The organism is Microbacterium sp. LMI1x-1-1.1 (assembly GCF_040676205.1).
GTDB lineage: Bacteria > Actinomycetota > Actinomycetes > Actinomycetales > Microbacteriaceae > Microbacterium > Microbacterium aquilitoris.
In genome coordinates, this window is the sequence record NZ_JBEGHM010000001.1 from 1,007,898 (window position 1) to 1,021,532 (window position 13,635).

At 69.5% G+C, this 13,635-nt stretch carries 13 protein-coding genes and 2 tRNA genes; 12 read left to right on the forward strand and 3 right to left on the reverse strand.

Features of this window, described 5'->3' with window-relative positions; all coding sequences use genetic code 11:
- The first annotated feature begins 81 nt into the window (after positions 1-81).
- The 3 genes from MRBLMI1x_RS04845 (at position 82) to MRBLMI1x_RS04855 (ending at position 1,663) form a co-directional block, all read left to right on the forward strand.
- Positions 82-166, forward strand: a tRNA-Ser gene (locus tag MRBLMI1x_RS04845).
- Between the two features lie 68 nt (positions 167-234).
- Positions 235-1,500: an LCP family protein gene (locus tag MRBLMI1x_RS04850; RefSeq protein ID WP_363457821.1), complete on the forward strand. Its 1,266-nt coding sequence runs from the start codon at positions 235-237 to the stop codon at positions 1,498-1,500.
- 74 nt (positions 1,501-1,574) lie between these two features.
- Positions 1,575-1,663, forward strand: a tRNA-Ser gene (locus tag MRBLMI1x_RS04855).
- A 50-nt stretch (positions 1,664-1,713) separates the two neighbouring features.
- On the opposite strand, the gene MRBLMI1x_RS04860 is transcribed toward MRBLMI1x_RS04855, so the two are convergent.
- Positions 1,714-3,177: an MFS transporter gene (locus MRBLMI1x_RS04860; protein WP_363456670.1), complete on the reverse strand. Its 1,464-nt coding sequence runs from the start codon at positions 3,175-3,177 to the stop codon at positions 1,714-1,716.
- A gap of 100 nt (positions 3,178-3,277) precedes the next feature.
- Here MRBLMI1x_RS04860 and MRBLMI1x_RS04865 point away from each other — a divergent pair, with 100 nt between their 5' ends.
- A complete protein-coding gene (locus MRBLMI1x_RS04865) occupies positions 3,278-4,012 on the forward strand; it encodes a TetR/AcrR family transcriptional regulator (RefSeq protein WP_018185579.1) in 735 nt (244 codons plus the stop codon).
- Between the two features lie 18 nt (positions 4,013-4,030).
- Here MRBLMI1x_RS04865 and MRBLMI1x_RS04870 read toward each other — a convergent pair whose 3' ends face one another.
- The gene (locus MRBLMI1x_RS04870; protein ID WP_018185578.1) at positions 4,031-4,345 is read right to left on the reverse strand and encodes a hypothetical protein; all 315 of its coding nucleotides are present in this window, start codon (positions 4,343-4,345) and stop codon (positions 4,031-4,033) included.
- Positions 4,346-4,413: 68 nt separating this feature from the next.
- Here MRBLMI1x_RS04870 and MRBLMI1x_RS04875 point away from each other — a divergent pair, with 68 nt between their 5' ends.
- The 8 genes from MRBLMI1x_RS04875 to MRBLMI1x_RS04910 all read left to right on the forward strand — a co-directional run bounded on the left by MRBLMI1x_RS04875 (position 4,414) and on the right by MRBLMI1x_RS04910 (position 12,565).
- On the forward strand, positions 4,414-5,118 hold the full coding sequence (locus MRBLMI1x_RS04875; RefSeq protein ID WP_363456674.1) for a TetR/AcrR family transcriptional regulator C-terminal domain-containing protein: 705 nt from the start codon (positions 4,414-4,416) through the stop codon (positions 5,116-5,118).
- A gap of 191 nt (positions 5,119-5,309) precedes the next feature.
- Positions 5,310-6,296: a MetQ/NlpA family ABC transporter substrate-binding protein gene (locus MRBLMI1x_RS04880; protein ID WP_018185576.1), complete on the forward strand. Its 987-nt coding sequence runs from the start codon at positions 5,310-5,312 to the stop codon at positions 6,294-6,296.
- Positions 6,297-6,338: 42 nt separating this feature from the next.
- Positions 6,339-7,403 carry a methionine ABC transporter ATP-binding protein gene (locus MRBLMI1x_RS04885; protein WP_336125902.1) on the forward strand — a complete coding sequence of 355 codons (1,065 nt, stop codon included), beginning with the start codon at positions 6,339-6,341 and terminating at the stop codon, positions 7,401-7,403.
- Positions 7,396-8,061 carry a methionine ABC transporter permease gene (locus MRBLMI1x_RS04890; RefSeq protein WP_018185574.1) on the forward strand — a complete coding sequence of 222 codons (666 nt, stop codon included), beginning with the start codon at positions 7,396-7,398 and terminating at the stop codon, positions 8,059-8,061. Before MRBLMI1x_RS04885 ends, MRBLMI1x_RS04890 begins: the two co-directional genes overlap by 8 nt.
- On the forward strand, positions 8,058-9,239 hold the full coding sequence (locus MRBLMI1x_RS04895; protein WP_363456679.1) for a hypothetical protein: 1,182 nt from the start codon (positions 8,058-8,060) through the stop codon (positions 9,237-9,239). Before MRBLMI1x_RS04890 ends, MRBLMI1x_RS04895 begins: the two co-directional genes overlap by 4 nt.
- Entirely contained in the window at positions 9,236-10,429 is a 1,194-nt protein-coding gene (locus MRBLMI1x_RS04900) for an acyl-CoA dehydrogenase family protein (RefSeq protein ID WP_363456682.1), read from the forward strand. Before MRBLMI1x_RS04895 ends, MRBLMI1x_RS04900 begins: the two co-directional genes overlap by 4 nt.
- 37 nt (positions 10,430-10,466) lie before the next feature.
- Positions 10,467-11,855, forward strand: coding sequence for an NtaA/DmoA family FMN-dependent monooxygenase (locus MRBLMI1x_RS04905; protein ID WP_363456685.1), 1,389 nt, complete (start codon positions 10,467-10,469; stop codon positions 11,853-11,855).
- 116 nt (positions 11,856-11,971) lie between these two features.
- Entirely contained in the window at positions 11,972-12,565 is a 594-nt protein-coding gene (locus MRBLMI1x_RS04910) for a fasciclin domain-containing protein (RefSeq protein WP_363456688.1), read from the forward strand.
- A 75-nt stretch (positions 12,566-12,640) separates the two neighbouring features.
- Here MRBLMI1x_RS04910 and MRBLMI1x_RS04915 read toward each other — a convergent pair whose 3' ends face one another.
- Complete coding sequence (locus tag MRBLMI1x_RS04915; protein ID WP_363456691.1) at positions 12,641-13,618, reverse strand: alpha/beta hydrolase; 978 nt, start codon at positions 13,616-13,618, stop codon at positions 12,641-12,643.
- Positions 13,619-13,635: the final 17 nt, after the last annotated feature.

A 13,635-nucleotide genomic window follows, 5' to 3' on the forward strand; every position in this document is an offset into this window, starting at 1 on the left:
CCCAGGCGTTCCCGCGAGAATGGACGGGTTCTGGGGTCGGCTAGACTCGGCCTGTTCGACCGCTGCCGTTCGGCGGGGTCGGGAGGGTTGTCCGAGCGGCCGAAGGATCCGGTCTTGAAAACCGGTGGGCAGCAATGTCCCGTGGGTTCGAATCCCACACCCTCCGCACTGTCCGAAAGGTGATCCGTGAGCGCTAGGCACGATGCGAAGGCGACGAAGTTCCGCCGCCAACCCGTGGCTCGTCACGGTGAGCTGACCTCCCCGCATCCGCTCCGTCAGGTCTTCACGATCCTGGCTGCCGTCGTCGCCGTCGTCCTGGTGAGTACGACGGCGATCGGCGGGTTCTACGTGTGGGACGCCGCACGCAGCCTCAGCGACAACGGCGTCTCGATCGGCGACGAGGGTTCGGAGCTGCCGCCGCACATCGGTGAGATCGAGGGCGGCGTCAACATGCTCGTCGTCGGCACCGACTCGTGCGAGGGCCAGGATCTGAAACTGTTCCCGCGCTGCAAGCACGACGACGGCGGTGAGCGCAACGACGTCACGATGCTCGTGCACATCAGCGATGCGCCCCGCCGCGTGACTGTCGTCTCGTTCCCCCGCGACATGATCGTGCCCATCCCCTCGTGCCAGAACCCCGAGGGCGGCTCGTACCCGCCGATGAGCGCGCAGATGATCAACGTCTCCTACAGCTACGGCGGGCTGGGATGCTCGGTCGCCACCGTCGAGGAGCTGACGGGCGTCGACATCCAGTTCGCGGCGGCGATCCGCTGGACGGGCGTCATCAACATGTCCGACGCCATCGGCGGCGTCGACGTGTGCCTCAGCGACGACATCAAGGACAAGCACACGGGACTGAACCTCAAGAAGGGCGAGCAGACGCTCGTCGGCGCGCAGGCGCTGCAGTTCCTCCGCATCCGTCACGGCATCGGCGACGGATCGGACCTCGGCCGCATCTCCAACCAGCAGCAGTTCATGAGCTCGCTGGTCCGCAAACTGCAGTCGGGTGCGGTCCTCTCGAACTACCCGGCACTCCTGAACCTCGCGAACACCGCGATCCGTCAGGTGAACGAGAAGCAGCTCGTCCTGAGCGAATCGCTCACCAACCCGCAGCGCATGGTGCAGATCGCCATGGCCGTCGCCGACGTCCCGTACAAGGACATCGTCTTCGTCCAGTACCCCACGGTGTACGCGCCCGGGGGCGCGCGCGTCCTGCCGGTCTCGTCGGCCGCGGACGTGCTGTTCACGGCGCTGTCCGAGAACAAGCCCATCAGGGTGACCGGTTCGGCCAGCGGCGGCAACGGCGTCGAGGTCGTCGGCGAGGCTGAGGGCGACGGCGGCACGCCGGGCGCAACCGGCACGCCCGGCGCGACCGACACGCCGACTCCGGGTGCAACCGGGGAGGCCACCCCGGGCGCCGACGACGGCACCGTCGAGCTGCCCGGCGAGATCACGGGGCAGTCGGCGAACGAAGTGACCTGCACGGTCGCTCAGCGCTGACGGCCGGTTCGGTACCGGTCCGCGGAACCGTTATGCTTGCGGGGTGCATTCGCGCCGTTCGCGGTCGGATGCCTGGAGACGTCGCATAGTCAGGCCTAGTGCACCACCCTGCTAAGGTGGAGTCCCCTTACGGGGACCGAGGGTTCAAATCCCTCCGTCTCCGCAGTGAAAAGCCCCGGTATACCGGGGCTTTTCTGTTTCTGCACGTCCGTCTCACGGGGCGTCGACGCGCTCGTGCTCGTCTGTCGTCCTCGCACTGCTCAGGGTGAGAGCCCCGATGAGGGAGATCGCACCGACGGCGATGGCAACCGCGATGAAGGCGATCTGTTCGCCCCGGAAGAACGTCGATGTCAGCGCCGCGTTCCACGGGCCGTCGGGGAGTGTCGTGGCGACGAGCACCGCGATCATCGTCCCGACGAACGCGGTGCCGATGCTCGAGCCGACCTCCTGGGCGGTGTCGTTGAGGGCCGCACCCATCGATGTGCGATTCTCGGGCACGGCCCCGATGAGTGCGACCGCGCAGATGGTCATGACGGTACGCAGGCCTGCCGTCATGACGACCATCGCGACCGCGATGGCGAGATAGTCCCGTCCGACGGCCCAGGCCATCGCGCCGAGGCCGATCGTGAGGAGCACGGCACCGATGACGCAGGCGATGCGGTGTCCGAATCGGCGGATCAGCGCCTCGGTGAGCGGGGTGGCGAGGATCATGGTCAGGATGAGGGGCAGATTGGCGAGCCCCGCGGCCATCGGGCTCCATCCCCAGGCGTACTGGAAGTGCAGGATGAGCGCGAACATCACGCTCGCCATGGCCACGGAGGTGCCGATCTGCGCGAGCGCCGCACCGCGGATCGTGCCCACGGAGAAGAGGGAGAGGTCGATCATCGGGGCCGAGGATCGGCGCTCGTTCACGATGAAGAGAACGATGGATGCCGCGGCGCCGATCCCGACGAGCAGTGTGACCGGAGCGAACCATCCGAACTGGACTCCGCTCGTCAGCGCGTAGCAGGAGAGCCCGACGGCCATCACGCTCAACGCCGCTCCGGTCAGATCGAGGCGGTCTCGCGTCAGTCCGCGCGGGTCGTCGGCGGGGACGCCCAGGCGCACTCCGACTCCGGCGAGGAGGGCGATCGGAGCATTGATCAGCAACAGCCACTGCCAGGGCAGGTGCGTGAGGATGGCGCCGCCGAGCAGGGGGCCCACGACGAAGCCCGACATGCCGACGACCATCATGAGGGTGATCGCCCGCATCCGCAGGGCGGCGTCGTCGAAGAGGCGGAACACGAGCGAGTTCGTGATCGGGGCCATCGCGGCGGCGGCGACGCCGAGCGCGGCGCGGACCGCGATGAGCCCGCCGATGCTGTTCACGAGGAGGACGGCCAGGCTGACCACGCCGAACGTCGCGAGGCCGATCTGCAGGACCCGCCGCCGGCCGAAGCGATCGGCGATGGAGCCGGCGGTGAGCAGCAGGCCGCCGAACGTCAGCGAGTACGCCCCGGTGATCCACTGCAATCCCGTCGTGTCCCCGCCGAGGTCTCGGCCGATGGTCGGGAGGGCGATGGACAGCAGGGTGTTGTCGACCATCTCTACGAAGAAGGCGAGACAGAGCGCAGCGAGCGGAATCCACGCGGCTCTGAGAGAGGTGTAGACGCGGGGGGAGGTGGTGGTCACCGTCATGAGAGCTCTTTCTATCGAACAGCGTTCGACTATCGAGCGCCGTTCGATACGATAGAACGATGTTCGATAGATCACAACACTCGGTTTCCCGTGTGATGTGATGGCTGTCATGACCGAGCAGGCGCAACCACCCCGCCGACGCGCCCGCGCTCCGCGCGAGCGCTCTCGAACGTCGCATTCCATCGACGCCGTCATCGCCGGCGCGATCGAGATCCTCGACGAGTCGGGATCGCAGGGGCTGACGACGCGGGCGCTGGCGACCCGGCTCGGCGGCGGGCCGGCGAGCATCTACTGGTACGTCTCGGGACGGGAAGAGCTCCTCGACCTGGCCGCCGATTCCGTGCTCGGGGGCGTCCTGGCCGCCGTATCAGACGTGGGTCGCGAGGGGAGCGGCGATCCGATCGAGAACGTGAGGACGATCGCCGTCGCGATGTTCGATGTCATCGTCGATCGCCCCTGGCTCGGGGCGTATGCCATGCGCAACACGGCGCGACAGGTCCATTCGCTTCAGCTGTACGAGAAGCTGGGCGAGCAGATCATGCGCCTGGGGCTCTCGCCGCGGGACTGCTTCCATGCGACATCGGCGATCGTGGGGTTCGTCATCGGCACCGCCGCCGACATGGGGCAGCAGCTCCCTCCGGAGGTCGCGTCCGGCGACGTGGGCCGCGACGAGTACCTCGCCGGAGCCGTCCACCAGTGGCGGGCGCTCGATCCCGAGGAGTACCCGTTCATCCACCACATCGTGGACGAATTCGCCGGTCACGACGATCGTGACCAGTTCCGGGCAGGGCTCGATCTTCTCCTCGACGGACTCCACCTCAGCGCAGGTCGCTGATCGGAGGCGGCGTCGGTGTCAGCCGGCGACCGCTTCGTCCTGATCGGGCTCGGGGACGACCCGCAGCCCGCCGGGCGAGTTCGCCGTCGACATCAGCGCGTCGATCCAGGCCGGGTTGATCGGCCCGATGGCGCGCGAGTGGTAGCGGATGTCCCAGCTCGTCGACACCCCGACCCAGCGAGAGACTCGCCCGCTGCCCAGGCTGGGGTCGACGGTCCACGTGAGGATGAACGGCTCGCGGCGTCGGAGCTTCGCCACCATCACGACCTCGAGATGACCGAGGAGACGGTCATCGAATGTGACCGTTTCGCTGCCGAAGGCCAAGCGTCCCATTTCACCAAGCTTACGGCGTAAGCAGACAAACGAGTGCGAGAAGAGAGAGGATCGGGAAGGAGGCTCCCATGAGCAATCAGTCCGAGCGGTCGTCCGGTGCGAGGTTGAGTCGCGCCGCCATCATCGATGCAGCGCTGAGCCTCGTCGACCTCAAGGGTCCTGCGGGCCTCTCGATGCGCGCTCTGGGGGCGGAGCTGGGCGTCGAGGCGATGTCGCTCTACCGTCATGTGCACGGCAAAGAGGATCTTCTCGAAGGCGTCGTCGACGAGCTGACGGCCGAACTCGTCGTGGTCATGGAGCGCGAGGCCGCGGGTCATTGGCAGACCTTCCTCCAGAACGTCGCGCACGCGGTGCGGGACATCGCCGTCGCGCACCCCCGCGCATTCCCGCTGATCGCGACCCGGCATCCCGCCGCGCCCTGGCTCAGGCCACCGCTGCGGAGCATCGAGGCGGTGGACATCTTCCTCCGGGTGCTGCTCCAGCACGGCTTCACGGACGAGCAGGCCGTCGGGGCGTACCGGGGGTTCAGCAGCTTCCTCATCGGTCAGCTGCTGCTGGAGGCAGCCGTGCGCGGTGCCGACGTCGGGGGGACGCTCGCCGGCCAGGGGGAGACCGGGCCGGGTTCCACCGGCGAGGCGCAGATCGCCTCCCTGGATGATGCCCCCGAAGTGCGGCGCCTGCGGCCGCTGCTGAGCGAGGACCACAGCAAAGAGGAGTTCGACACCGCCCTCGAGATCCTCCTCGACCGGCTCGAGGTCGACCTCTCGCTGTAGCAGCGATGGTGCGCGCACGCGCGATTAGCACGATCTGCGGGCAGATGTCGATCCGCGATGCGCGCGAACGTCAAGGACGGTAACGACCGGTCACGGAGCGTCTCGCAAGTCGTCCTCGAGGTCGCGGCGGGCTAGGAATGTCGCAGTCACAGCGAACATCCACGCCCGGCGCACCACGAGGAGACCATCCCATGTCAGACCAGAACCAGACCCCGCAGAGCGACCTCCGCGCCGCCGTCGCGGGAGACAAGAAGCGCACCCGGATCGGCATCGCGATCGCGATCGCCGTCGTCGCGGTCGGCGCGATCGTCGGCGGAGTCGCCCTTGCGCTCCCGGCGCTCCGGCCCGCCGATGCCGCCGCGGCCGGCGGTGCAAGCCCAGCTGAGCCGATCAGCGTCAAGATCGCCGTGTCGGAGGACAGCCCGTTCCAAGATGCGGTCAAGGAGGTCGCCGCCGAGAAGGGCCTGAACATCGAGTGGGTCAACGTCCAGGACTGGGTCCTGCCCAACACCGAGCTCGCCGCCGGCACGGTCGACGCCAACGCCTTCCAGCACATCCTGTACCTCAGCGCCTTCAACACCGAGAACGGTTCAGACCTCACCCCCGTCTTCTCGACGCTCATCACGCAGTGGGGGATCTTCTCCGCGACCGCGAAATCCCTCGACGACATCGGGGACGGCGCGAAGATCGCCATCCCCGACGACCCCTCCAACGGAGGTCGCGCGCTCAACATCCTCGAGGCCGCCGGCCTCATCACCCTCTCGGCCGACAAGGGCGACTTCCCCGCCGTCGAGGACATCACGGCGAACCCGAAGAAGCTCCAGTTCACCGAGATCCCCGCGACGTCGATCGCTCAGCAGTTCACCGACCCGAGCCTGGCTGCGGTCGTCGTGGGCACGTCGTACTTCGACCCGAGCCAGAACATCGGCTCCGACGATGCGCTCTTCCTCGACAAGGCGCTCTCCGAGCAGAACCTGCCGTACGTCAACGTCATCGCCACCCGTGAGGACAACAAGGACAACCCCGCGTGGAAGATCCTGAAGGACGTCTACGCCGACAAGCGCGTCGCGGCGGCCAACGAGAAGGAGAACCAGGGCTCCGTGGTGCTCGTCGACGTCCCGGTCGAGCAGCTCCGGACCAAGCTCGCCGACCTCGAGAAGCAGGCCGCGAAGAACTGACGGCTGCCGCTCGCGACCGCACCCGGCTGAGATGAGGAATCCATGAGCACCGCCATCGCCTTCGAGAACGTCTCCAAATCCTTCACGTCGAAGGGACGCACGGTCGACGCCCTCCGCGACGTCAGCCTGACGGTCGAGAAGGGCGAGATCTTCGGGATCGTCGGCTTCTCGGGCGCCGGCAAATCGACCCTGCTGCGCACGGTCAATGCGCTCGAGCGGCCGACGAGCGGAAGGGTCGTCGTCGACGGTCGCGAGATCTCAGCCCTCCAGGGCCGTGCCCTGTACGCCGCGCGGCAGCGCATCGGCATGGTGTTCCAGCAGTTCAATCTGCTCGAGTCGCGGAACGTCTACAAGAACATCGCCTACCCGCTGCGGCTGGCGGGCCTGTCCGAGGCCGAGACCCTCGACCGCGTCGAGGAGCTGCTGCGGTTCGTCGGGCTCACCGACAAGGCGCTCGCGTACCCGTCGCAGCTGTCGGGCGGCCAGAAGCAACGCGTGGGCATCGCTCGCGCGCTGGCCACCCGGCCCGACGTCCTCATCTCGGATGAGGCGACGAGCGCACTCGACCCGCAGACGACGGGTGAGGTCCTGGCCCTCCTCCGGCGGGTGAATGAGGAGTACGGCGTCACCATCCTGCTCGTCACCCACGAGATCGACGTGGTCCGCGAGCTCGCTCACAAGGTCGCGGTCATGGAGGACGGCGCGGTCGTCGAGCACGGCAGCATCTACGACGTCTTCTCCTCGCCGCGGCATCCGACCACCCGACGATTCGTGTCGTCGGTGCTGCACCACATCCCGTCCGCCGAGGCGCTCGCGAAGATCCGCGCCGTCCATCGCGGACGCCTCGTCCAGCTGCACGTCGAGGACCGTGACACCAACCACCCGTTCCTCTCGCAGGTCTCCCGCGCGCACGACGTCGACGTCAACGTCGTCTTCGGGGGCGTCGACGAGCTGCAGGGGCGGTTGTTCGGCAGCTTGACGGTGGAGCTCCTCGGAACGGATGCCGCCGTGGATGCCGCCATCGAGGGTCTCCGCGAGACGACCACCGTCTCCGAGCTGCCGGAACCGGACGCCCGGGTGATCGCGAAGGAGGCCGTTCATGCGTGACTTCGACCCGAACGCCTTCTTCCCCCGCTTCTGGGTCGCCGTCGGCGAGACCGGGCTCATGGTGGTCGTCGCCTTCGCGGGAGCCGCCGTCATCGGCGTACTGCTCGGGCTGCTGCTCTACGCGAGCCGCCCCGGCAACCTCCTGCAGAACCGGGCGATCTTCGCGGTGCTCAACCTCGTCATCAACGTGGTCCGTCCGATCCCGTTCCTGATCGTGGCGATCGCCCTCATCCCGCTCACGAGGTCCCTCTTCGGCACCGGGCTCGGCCCTCTGCCGCAGACGATCCCGCTCATCATCGTCGCGTGCGTCGCCATCGCCCGCGTCTCGGAATCGAACCTCGTCGCGGTGAGCCCCGGGTCGATCGAGGCGGGGGCTGCGATGGGCGCGAGTCCCGCCCGGGTGCTGTTCACCATCGTCGTCCCCGAGGCCCTCGGCCCGCTCACCCTGGGGCTGACCTACATCCTGGTCGCGCTCGTCGACGCGACGGCGGTCGCGGGAGTGCTCGGCGGCGGCGGACTCGGGTCGCTCGCCATGAACTACGGGTACCAGCGCTTCGACTGGATCTCGGTCGGCATCGTCGTCCTCGCCCTCATCGTGCTCGTCCAGCTCGCCCAGTTCCTCGGCAACGCCGTGGCGCGGAAGGTGATGCACCGGTGACCGGGCGATTCGAGGACCTCCTCGCCCGCGTCGCGGTCGACGCGCCGCAGCGCGAGCGCGAGCGGCGCCTGCTGACCGCGGAGCTCGCCGAGCTGCGCGAGATCGGCTTCGGCACGTGGCGGGTGCCTGCGGTATCCGGGGGTTCGCCGATCTCGCTGGAAGAGCAGTTCGCCCGCCTCATCCGGCTGTCCGCCGCGGATGCCAGCCTCGGCCACGTCTGGCGCGGTCACCTCGCGTTCGTCGAGTCGCTCCGGCAGCAGCCGATCGAGCTGGCGCAGCCGTGGTTCGAGCGGATCCTCGCGGGGGATTTCGTGGGCAACGCGCAGTCCGAACGGCACGACACGGCGCACCTCGAGACGCGGATCGACCGCACGAGCGGCGAGCCGCTGCTGTCGGGGACGAAGTACTACACGACCGGCAGCATCTACGCGGACTGGATTCACCTCGCGGCCCTGGACGGGGACGAGCGGGTCGCGGTCACGGTGTCGGCCCACCACTCGGGTGTCCGGTCGACCGACGACTGGGACGGGTTCGGGCAGCTGCTCACGGGAAGCGGGACGACGGTGTTCGATCGCGCGCCGGTGGCGGAGGACGGCATCCTCGTGGCGCCCGCCGAAGGCGCTGAGGCGCGCGGACACCACCTGGGGGCGATCCTCCAGCTCACCCTCCTCGCCGTCATCGCCGGCATCGCCCAGCGCGCCCTCGACGACACCGTCGAGTTCGTGACCCCGCGGCGGCGGACCTTCGGGTTCGCGGGCGAGACGCTTCCGCGCGAGGACCCGCTCGTGCAGCTCGTGGTGGGGGAGCTCGACGTCGTCGCGGCGACGACCCGTCGGCTCGTGCTGTCGGTCGCCGCTGACCTGGGCGCAGCATCCGATCGGGGAGCGAGCGCGACGGAGATGCGCGAGATCCAGTTCGAGGTCTTCCGACTCCAGGAGCTCGTGCCTCGTCTGGTCCTCGACGCGACGACGCGCTTGTTCGAGGTGGGCGGCGCATCGGCGGTCGGCACGGGTCGAGCGCTCGACCGTCATTGGCGCAATGTCCGCACGATCGCCTCGCACAATCCGGTCATCCAGCGCACGCGTGCGCTCGGTCAGGTCGCCCTCACCGGCACGCTGCCGGCGTGGCAGGCGCCGGGAGCGCAGGCGCCCCGTCCTGCGGAGGTCGCGCTCGCATGACTCGGGTCGCCGATGCGGTGGAACGCTTCGCCCCCGTCTTCGACGAGGTGGGGCGGGATGCCGTCGCCCGCGAACTCGCGCGGAGACTGCCGCACGACGAGGTCGCTCTTCTCCGGCGCGCCGGGTTCACCCGGGTGACGGTGCCCGAGGAGTTCGGCGGCGGCGGTGAGCCGCCATCGGTGCTGTTCGCCCTCCTCGCCGAGCTCGGCCGTCGTGATCCGAATCTCGCGCAGCTGCTCCGTTCGCATTTCTCCTTCGTCGATCGGACGATCCTGTCGCCCGATTCCGAGGAGCGCTCCCGCAGGCTCGCCCTGGTGGCAGGCGGCGCCATCATCGGCAACGCGACCCACGAGCGATCGTCGGCGAAGGTCGGCGCGCTGTCGACGACGTTGACGGGGTCGCCCGACGGGCTCCGCCTCGACGGCACGAAGTACTACAGCACCGGGACGCTGTTCGCCGATCTCGTCTCCGTCGCCGCGCAGGACGACGACGGGGCTCTCGTCGCGGCACTCGTGTCGACGGCGGCGGCCGGGGTCGACGTCGTCGACGACTGGCGCGGCTTCGGTCAGCGTCTCACCGGGAGCGGGACGACCGTCTTCCGCTCGGTCGTCGTCGACGAGGACGCCGTCGCCCGCCGCGTCGTCGGCGGCCCGTCGCACGGCGGGGCCTTCGTCCAGCTCGTCCTCCTGGCCGCCGCCGCGGGGATCGGGCGCGCGATCGTCGACGACGCGGTCGCGTTCGTGCAGAAGCGCACGCGGACCTACAGTCATGCCTCGGCCGCGACGGCCCGTGAGGACCCACTCGTGCAGGAGACCGTCGGTCGGCTGTCGGCGCTGTCGTTCACGGCGGATGCCGCGCTCACGGCCGCGGTCGCGGGACTCGACGCGTCGGTCGCCGCCCAGTCCGCCGGCGTCTCGGGTGATGCGCTGCGCGACGTGATCGCCCCCGTCGAGGCGGCGACGGCCCGCGCGCAGCTCGTCGTCCTCCCCGCCGTGCTCGAGGCGGCCACTCTGCTCTTCGAGGTCGGTGGGGCCAGTGCGGTCGACACCGACCTCGCCCTGGACCGACACTGGCGTAACGCCCGAACCCTGGCATCCCACAATCCCCTCGCCTTCAAGGCGCGCGCACTCGGCGACCTGCTGCTCAACGACACCCCCGTGCCCGGGTGGTGGAGCACCGGCGAAGCCTGATCCGCAGCGACGCCCGAAACCTCCAGAAAGGACCCGCATGGCGGAGCGCAAGAAGCTCATCCTGAACCTGTTCGAGATGAACACGGTCAGTCACATCACCCACGGGCTGTGGTCGTTGCCGGGGAACAACCGGCACCGGATCAACGACATCTCGTACTGGATCGAGCTCGCGCAGATCCTCGAGCACGGCGGATTCGACGGGGTCTTCCTCGCTGACGTCGTCGGTGCGTACGACGTGTTCCGGGGCGGCCCCGAGACCGCGATCCGCGAGGGGCTGCAGATCCCCTCGAACGATCCGCTGCTCGTCATCCCCGCCATGGCGGCCGTGACCGAGCGCCTGGGCTTCGGCGTCACGTTCTCGACCAGCTACGAGCCGCCGTTCTCGTTCGCCCGCCGCATGTCGACTCTCGATCACCTCACCCGGGGACGGGTGGGGTGGAACATCGTCACCTCGTACCTGCCGAACGCGGCCCGGAACTTCGGGCTGGCCGATGAGATCCCGCATGATCGCCGCTACACGATCGCGGACGAGTTCCTCGACGTCGTCTACAAGCTGTGGGAGGGCTCGTGGGACGACGATGCGGTCATCGCGGATGCCGCGACCCGGACCTACACGGACCCGTCCAAGGTCCGCTACGTCGATCACGTGGGGGAGAACTTCCGCGTCGCGGGTCCCCACCTGAGCCAGCCCTCGCCGCAGCGCACGCCCGTCCTCTACCAGGCGACCGGATCGCCCGCCGGCATCGAGTTCGCCGGACGCCACGCGGAGCTCGTCTTCACGGGAGGGCGCTCGACGGCGGACTTCATCCGCAACGTCGAGCAGATGCGGGCGGCGGCCGCCCGCCACGGCCGCGGCGCAGACGACCTCCGCTTCATCGTGCAGGCGGGCGTCGTCGTCGGTCGCACCGAGGACGAAGCGGCCGACAAGTGGCGGACGTACCGCGAGAACACGAGCGTCGACGGCATCCTCGCCCACGCCGGGTTCCCCTTCGACCCGACGGCCTTCCCCCGCGAGACCCTCGTCCGCGACGCCCTCGCGCAGGCGGGAGTCGCAGCGGATGCGGCGCCGCCGACCGGCCCCGACGCGACGATCGGGGAACTCCTCGACGGGATCGCCACGGGTCGTGAGGGCCGCTTCTTCGTTGCGGGGACTCCCACCGTCGTCGCCGATGAGATCGAACGGTGGCTCGACGAGGACGGCATCGACGGCATCAATCTGCGGCAGTACCACTCCTTCGACACCGCCCGCGATTTCGCCGAGCTCGTCGTGCCCGAGCTGCGCAAGCGCGGTCGCCTCCTCGAGGGCGGTCCGACCCTGCGCGAGCGTCTGTTCGGGCGCGGACCGCGCCTGCCCGAGAACCACATCGCGGCGCGCTACCGGGGCGGCGCGAACCTCGACGTCCCGGTGGCGCCGCTGTTCGGGTGAGCGCCGGCTGAAAAAACTTCTCTCGTGCTGCATCCGAGGCGGCCTGTCCGGCGGAACACCTAGTAGCGCCCGACATGTCCGCCGGGCGTGACTCTTCTCATCGAAGGAGCACCATGATGAACAAGAAGCTCGGAATCGCCCTCGCCACGGTGGTCGCGGGCGCGCTCGCCCTGACCGCATCCCCTGCCTCGGCCCATCAGGCGACCGCGCCGAAGGGGACCATCGTCGACGTCGCGGTCGCCGCCTCCGGCGGCGGCACCCCGGACGCGAACGGATCGGACTACGACATCCTCGTCCAGGCGCTCGTCGCGACCGGTCTCGACAAGACCCTCGACGACCCGAACGCCACCTTCACCGTGTTCGCTCCGAACGACCGTGCGTTCGAGCGTCTCGTGACCGACCTGACGGGAACGGCGCCCACCTCCGAGAAGGCGGCGCTCACGGCGATCACCTCGACGTTCACGACCGACGAGATCAGCGACATCCTGCTGTACCACGTGGTCGCGGGCAAGAAGCTCTCGCCCCTCAAGGTCCTCTTCTCGCGCTCGATCGAGATGGCGAACGGCGGCACGATCGAGCCGCGCGGCATCATCCTGCGCGACGAGACGCCCGAGCTGAAGAACCCCAAGCTCGTCCTCCGCGCCATCAACATCCAGGCGTCGAACGGCGTCATCCACACGATCGACCGGGTCCTCGTCCCCGGCGCCTGACCGCTTTCCTCGAACGGCCCGTCCTCGGTGGCACCCACCGGTGGCGGGCCGTTCGCGTGCGACGGATGCCGGGGGTCAGCGCCCGAGCACGCGCCGCAGCCACCGCACCCGCGCGTCGCGCGCGTCGCGGGAGAGCGCGGCGTCGGGGGCGAGCGCGTCGAAGGCGTGGGCGCCGCCCGGCCAGACGTGGAGTTCGGCATCACCGCCGGCGGCCCAGATGCGGCGCGCGTAGTCGACGTCCTCGTCGCGGAAGGTCTCGGCCGACCCGACCTCGATGAAGGTCGCGGGCAGGCCGCCCAGGTCGGCGGCGAGGGCGGGGGAGGCGTAGGCGGGCACCGCGTCGGCGTCGAGCGCGCCGAGATATGCCGCCCAGCCGGTCGCGTTGGCGCGGCGGTCCCATGCGCCGAGACCCTCCATCTGACGAGCGGATGCCGAGTCGTTGCGGTGATCGAGCATCGGATACACGAGCATCTGGCCGAGGGCGGCCGGGCCCCCGTGGTCGCGTGCGCGGAGCACCGCGCCGGCAGCCAGCCCGCCGCCCGCGCTCACCCCGTGCACGATGACGCGCGTGGGGTCGAGCCCCCACGCGGACCCCTCCCGTGCGACCCACTCCCAGCCGGCGTAGACGTCGTCGAGCGGGGCGGGGTAAGGGTTCTCGGGCGCGAGCCGGTACTCGACCGAGACGATCGCACAGCCGAGGTCGAGCGCCGTCGGTCCCAGGTCGGGGAGGACGTCGTGCGCACCGCCGACGACCATCCCGCCGCCGTGGATGTGGAACACCACGGGGAAGGGCCCCGGCTCGTCGCGAGGGGTGAGGACGGTCAGGCGCACCTCGGTGCCGTCGGCGGCGACCGTCCGGGCCGCGCGGTCCGCGAAGCGTCCGCCGAGCGTGTAGGCCTCGCGCGTCGGCGGGACGGCTCCGGCGCGGAGCGCGGTGATCTCGCTCGCGGCGAGACCGACGACGACGTCGTCGCCCTCCTCGAGCGCCCGGCGGACGTCGGGATCGAACGGGGGGTGCGGGATGCCGTGTGCGCTGGGGCTCCGTTGCTCCATGCTGATCCTCTCCACGC

Bases quoted from the DNA above. Each gene is read 5' to 3' on its own strand.
- MRBLMI1x_RS04905 (WP_363456685.1), top strand. From the start codon at position 10,467: ATGGCGGAGCGCAAGAAGCTCATCCTGAACCTGTTCGAGATGAACACG.
- MRBLMI1x_RS04875 (WP_363456674.1), top strand. From the start codon at position 4,414: ATGAGCAATCAGTCCGAGCGGTCGTCCGGTGCGAGGTTGAGTCGCGCC.
- MRBLMI1x_RS04910 (WP_363456688.1), top strand. From the start codon at position 11,972: ATGAACAAGAAGCTCGGAATCGCCCTCGCCACGGTGGTCGCGGGCGCG.
- MRBLMI1x_RS04860 (WP_363456670.1), bottom strand. From the start codon at position 3,177: ATGACGGTGACCACCACCTCCCCCCGCGTCTACACCTCTCTCAGAGCC.
- MRBLMI1x_RS04900 (WP_363456682.1), top strand. From the start codon at position 9,236: ATGACTCGGGTCGCCGATGCGGTGGAACGCTTCGCCCCCGTCTTCGAC.
- MRBLMI1x_RS04890 (WP_018185574.1), top strand. From the start codon at position 7,396: ATGCGTGACTTCGACCCGAACGCCTTCTTCCCCCGCTTCTGGGTCGCC.
- MRBLMI1x_RS04915 (WP_363456691.1), bottom strand. From the start codon at position 13,618: ATGGAGCAACGGAGCCCCAGCGCACACGGCATCCCGCACCCCCCGTTC.
- MRBLMI1x_RS04870 (WP_018185578.1), bottom strand. From the start codon at position 4,345: ATGGGACGCTTGGCCTTCGGCAGCGAAACGGTCACATTCGATGACCGT.
- MRBLMI1x_RS04885 (WP_336125902.1), top strand. From the start codon at position 6,339: ATGAGCACCGCCATCGCCTTCGAGAACGTCTCCAAATCCTTCACGTCG.
- MRBLMI1x_RS04880 (WP_018185576.1), top strand. From the start codon at position 5,310: ATGTCAGACCAGAACCAGACCCCGCAGAGCGACCTCCGCGCCGCCGTC.
- MRBLMI1x_RS04865 (WP_018185579.1), top strand. From the start codon at position 3,278: ATGGCTGTCATGACCGAGCAGGCGCAACCACCCCGCCGACGCGCCCGC.